The following is a 2,793-nucleotide window of genomic DNA, read 5'->3' as shown; positions in this document are numbered from 1 at the left end:
CCCCCGTCGCTCACCGCGTTGGGGGGAAGGTTCACATGGCTCAATTCTCAATGGAAATTATGCGCCCAACCGGCTCAGTTCTGCGTGGAAACCAACACCCTGTCGGTCGACAGCGGTGGGATCGTGGCTGGTCCAAAAGAGCTCGACGAGTTCCCGGTAGGAGACCACCGATGGATCGAAATCGATCTGAACGACCTCTATGCGGCCGGGTGCCGTGGAGCCGTCGGTTCCGGTCGCGTGACCGACGCGTGCGTCAACGACGCCCTCGACGGCCCGGAAAAACGCCTCGGAACCCCAAAAACATCCCGCTCCAAAAGTTGCTTGTTCCAAATGCAAGGGTAACTCCCATGTTGCGCGGGGCCAACGGCGTTTCCAGCGCCGCCACCGCCGCATTTCGCTAGTTGTCGCTGACGACCCATTCATCGCAGCCCTCTTGAGCAATTCAGGCTTGATCGACTGCGACAGTCGCCAGAGCGGGACAGTTCCACTCGAGGAACTATCAATCGGATCATTTTCCCATCAGAGCGAATATCTCTCCCTCGCGGACAGCCAGTGAGCGCAGGAGCCTGGTCTGAGCGACCACACGCCTTCGTCAGGCTAGAAATCGTGAAAGCGAATTTACGGTCTGTTTCGTCCAGCATGGTGCCCTTCTCTGAACTTCGCCCTGTCTATAGGATGTGTAGTCGTTGGCGAAGAACGGATTTTTTTGGAATGTAGCGGTTGCGGAGACGTTCGTTCCAAAGGTGAAGGAACTCTGAGTTTCTTGGTTCTTCTCCAGGTCGAAACACATTGCGGCCAGCGCGCATGCTGAAATCGACACAGATCCGTACAATCGGGCATCAGGAACGTCGATGTCATTTTTCAGGATATCTGAGCGCCGGGGTCGATTTCGACAACAGCGAAGGCACAGGGTGCACCCAATCCGCCGCACGGATAGTGTCTGTCACCCGACTTGACGTATCTGGAACCGGAAGAGAAGCTGTCCTTCAACTCCATACTGGAAGGTGGGTGCGGAACTGTTTGACCCGGGCTTTGCTCTCTTCCCGGGTGTCGCGTGACGCTAGCGATCTTTGAAGGCTCCCGCCAGCGAGCGATGCGGGCGTGGTTGCGAGCAGCGATTTTGCAACCGAAATGCAACGTGCGGTTAACTTGAAACCCCTAAGACGACATTCGGTATCGTTCGGGTGCCCGAAAAATGAAAAAACCTAATTGCCAAATTGACCTAATAGGTGTATTCAATCATGACCGAGAAGAAGGTTGCTCACTACCCGCTGGAAGATGTCTTCGCCTGTATCGATGAGGATGATGTTCGCGCCACGTATACTGCATACGATGGAGCCGACGATTTGGGGATCGAAACACTCGATGAAATGTGCGAAGTCATCAGAAAACTGACCAGCGGTGATCTACACAAGTCCATGACCACACACGCAGACGACACAATATGGCAAGATGTCTACCGACCTTTTATCGACGCTACCACGCAAGCCTATATCAAGCTGACCATAACCAACGGACTTTTGATAGTGTCCTTTAAGGAGAAGTGATCATGAAGTGCCCAATATGCGGTGGTGCGGATTTGTCTCATGAAACGCGGGACATTCCGTACACTTACAAGTCCAAGACCACTGTGATCAGAGATGTTGAAGGTGACTTCTGCCCGGCATGTGATGAAGTCGTTCTTGACAGATTGAACGGCGACCGCGTTGCCGCGGACATGCGAGCATTCAAGCGTCAGGTGAACGAAGAAAGCGGCGTGGATCCTGCCTTCATAGCCAAAGTGCGGAAGAAACTCGATCTTGATCAGAAGGAAGCCGGACGCGTGTTCGGTGGAGGGGATAACGCATTCTCGCGCTATGAGCGTGGGCGCGCGAAACCTCCAGTCTCTCTGGTTAAACTGCTTTCAATTCTCGACAGGCATCCGGAATTGATCTCCGAGGTGAAAGAAGAGCGTACTAGAGCTGCTTGAGGAGTCGCAGCGATTACGACGCTAATTTACCTGTGCTTTGCGCCGTAGCCGTTCTCCATCCTATCACAACATGAAATAGCTTAGCGTCGGGCGGCGTCTTGCCCGCTGGCGCGAAGCATGCCGGCATCCCGTTGCTGAGCGCAATCCGCCCGGAAGGCCCAGTGACTAACTCGGGTAGCTTTCCACTGATTCAGTGATTTTCCGGGTTCGGTGCGAATTTTCTGAATATTCGGCGCGTGTCAGGTGGATGACGGTCACCCGTTAAACGCCTTCAAGCGCAGGATGTGCTGCCGTAACGCGTCACACGCAGGCGCCATCAACGCGGCTGCGTCTTTTCCGACCTCGTATCTATAGGGAATGGTCATAATCCCGCTCATATCGCTTGGAAGCTTCACCTTCTCTTCGCGCGGTTCCATCAAGATCGCGCGCTCGCGTCCAAGCCTGCCCATAAAGAGGCCCAGTTCGAATATCACGTTGTCTCGCGGGCTAGGCCACGGTTTCCCTCGGCTCTCGGTAAGGTCATCGGCGTGCGCAATGGCGACGGCGAAGTCCGAGTCGTCGATCTGGGTCTCGGGGTCCTGGAGGGTGTAGTTTGCGACCTTGAAGACATCATCGGTCCACAGCGTCGCAATGATTTGATCTGTGTCGTGCTGGAATGCGTTTCGAACCATCCCGCCCACATGCCGAGCTTCCGCAGACGAGATGATGAAGACACGTATCTTCTCCCGTGAGCGTCCGGCGAACGGATTTTGCTGAACGAGCCAGTTGAGCGATGTTCTGGCATTAGAACCAGCATTAGTGCTGGGATTAATTCCAGGTCTGAG

The 2,793-nt window shown here is 54.7% G+C and carries 4 protein-coding genes; 2 read left to right on the top strand and 2 right to left on the bottom strand.

The features are described 5' to 3' along the window. Positions 1-57 precede the first annotated feature (57 nt). On the bottom strand, positions 58-393 hold the full coding sequence (locus ASC97_RS29380) for a peptide-methionine (S)-S-oxide reductase (RefSeq protein ID WP_082530225.1): 336 nt from the start codon (positions 391-393) through the stop codon (positions 58-60). 848 nt (positions 394-1,241) lie between these two features. Between ASC97_RS29380 and ASC97_RS29375 the strand changes: the two genes are divergently transcribed. Beyond that, entirely contained in the window at positions 1,242-1,547 is a 306-nt protein-coding gene (locus ASC97_RS29375) for a type II toxin-antitoxin system MqsR family toxin (RefSeq protein ID WP_057471875.1), read from the top strand. Between the two features lie 2 nt (positions 1,548-1,549). Beyond that, positions 1,550-1,969: a type II TA system antitoxin MqsA family protein gene (locus ASC97_RS29370; protein ID WP_057471874.1), complete on the top strand. Its 420-nt coding sequence runs from the start codon at positions 1,550-1,552 to the stop codon at positions 1,967-1,969. Positions 1,970-2,223: 254 nt separating this feature from the next. Here the strand turns inward: ASC97_RS29370 and ASC97_RS29365 are convergent. Beyond that, positions 2,224-2,793: TIR domain-containing protein (locus ASC97_RS29365; protein WP_200959564.1), on the bottom strand; the 570-nt coding region annotated here is incomplete at its 5' end.

This window comes from Rhizobium sp. Root1203 (assembly GCF_001424945.1).
Lineage (GTDB): Bacteria > Pseudomonadota > Alphaproteobacteria > Rhizobiales > Rhizobiaceae > Rhizobium.
Note: the sequence above shows the minus strand (reverse complement) of the source record. Positions and strands in the feature narration are given on the sequence as shown.